Below are 494 nucleotides of genomic sequence, written 5' to 3' on the forward strand. Positions count from 1 at the left end.
GTACTACATTGTTTATGGCTTGTTCCATGCGATTGCAATCATTATTAATGATTACTGGATTAGATATAAAAAGAAGCATAAAGATAAACTGCCATCAAACAAATTTACCAAGTGCTTGTCAATTTTTGTTACATTTAACGTTGTTTGTTTCAGCTTTTTGATCTTTTCCGGCTTCCTTAGCCAGTTATGGTTTGGCTGGATGTAGAAAAAAGTTATTTAAGGAGATTTAATTATGAACACCAAAGAAGAAGTTTTAGCAATTTTACAAGATTTAACTGGTGAAGACTTATCAGATAAAATGGACGAAAACATTTTTGCCAATGGCCTAATGGATTCAATGGCTAGTGTACAAATGCTGTTAAACTTACAGGAAAAATTTGAAATTGATGTACCTGTTTCTGAATTTGATCGTGAAGAATGGGATACACCAAGCAAAATTGTCGCAAAGGTGGAAAGTTTAGAAAATGAGTAACAAACGCCGACTGTGGCAGATT

The 494-nt window shown here is 33.4% G+C and carries 1 protein-coding gene and 1 pseudogene; both read left to right on the forward strand.

The features are described 5' to 3' along the window. Nucleotides 1-205 (forward strand): annotated as a pseudogene (locus CRG87_RS07945) (D-alanyl-lipoteichoic acid biosynthesis protein DltB); the annotation flags it as partial. Nucleotides 206-232: 27 nt separating this feature from the next. Continuing rightward, nucleotides 233-472 (forward strand): D-alanine--poly(phosphoribitol) ligase subunit DltC, encoded by a 240-nt coding sequence (gene dltC / locus CRG87_RS07950; protein ID WP_046308026.1) that lies wholly within the window; start codon nucleotides 233-235, stop codon nucleotides 470-472. The last annotated feature ends 22 nt before the right edge of the window (nucleotides 473-494 follow it).

This window comes from Lactobacillus apis (assembly GCF_002837055.1).
In the GTDB taxonomy this organism is placed as follows: domain Bacteria; phylum Bacillota; class Bacilli; order Lactobacillales; family Lactobacillaceae; genus Lactobacillus; species Lactobacillus apis.